Below are 275 nucleotides of genomic sequence, written 5' to 3'. Positions count from 1 at the left end.
TTGATTATCTTGTGGTTTCTGCGCTATTGGTGGAGGTAAGCGGGAGCTAACCGCTGACCTCTTGCATGCCATGCAAGTGCACTAACAGCTAAGCCACACTCCCCCGAGGGGTATGGCGAAACACTCTACGGAAATAAAAAAGCCGCTCAAGGCGACTTTGATTTACTACAGATTTTTCACCACTTGGTTCCTGCGCTATTGGTGGAGGTAAGCGGGATCGAACCGCTGACCTCTTGCATGCCATGCAAGCGCTCTCCCAGCTGAGCTATACCCCC

General features: G+C 52.0%; 2 tRNA genes. Both read right to left on the bottom strand.

Annotated features, from left to right (window positions below):
• Window positions 1–27 precede the first annotated feature (27 nt).
• A tRNA-Ala gene (locus ACL9RI_RS27715) sits at window positions 28–103 on the bottom strand.
• Window positions 104–199: 96 nt separating this feature from the next.
• Window positions 200–275 (bottom strand) — tRNA-Ala (locus ACL9RI_RS27710).

This window comes from Janthinobacterium sp. Mn2066, from assembly GCF_049319705.1.
Taxonomy (GTDB): Bacteria; Pseudomonadota; Gammaproteobacteria; order Burkholderiales; family Burkholderiaceae_D; genus Janthinobacterium.
Note: the sequence above shows the minus strand (reverse complement) of the source record. Positions and strands in the feature narration are given on the sequence as shown.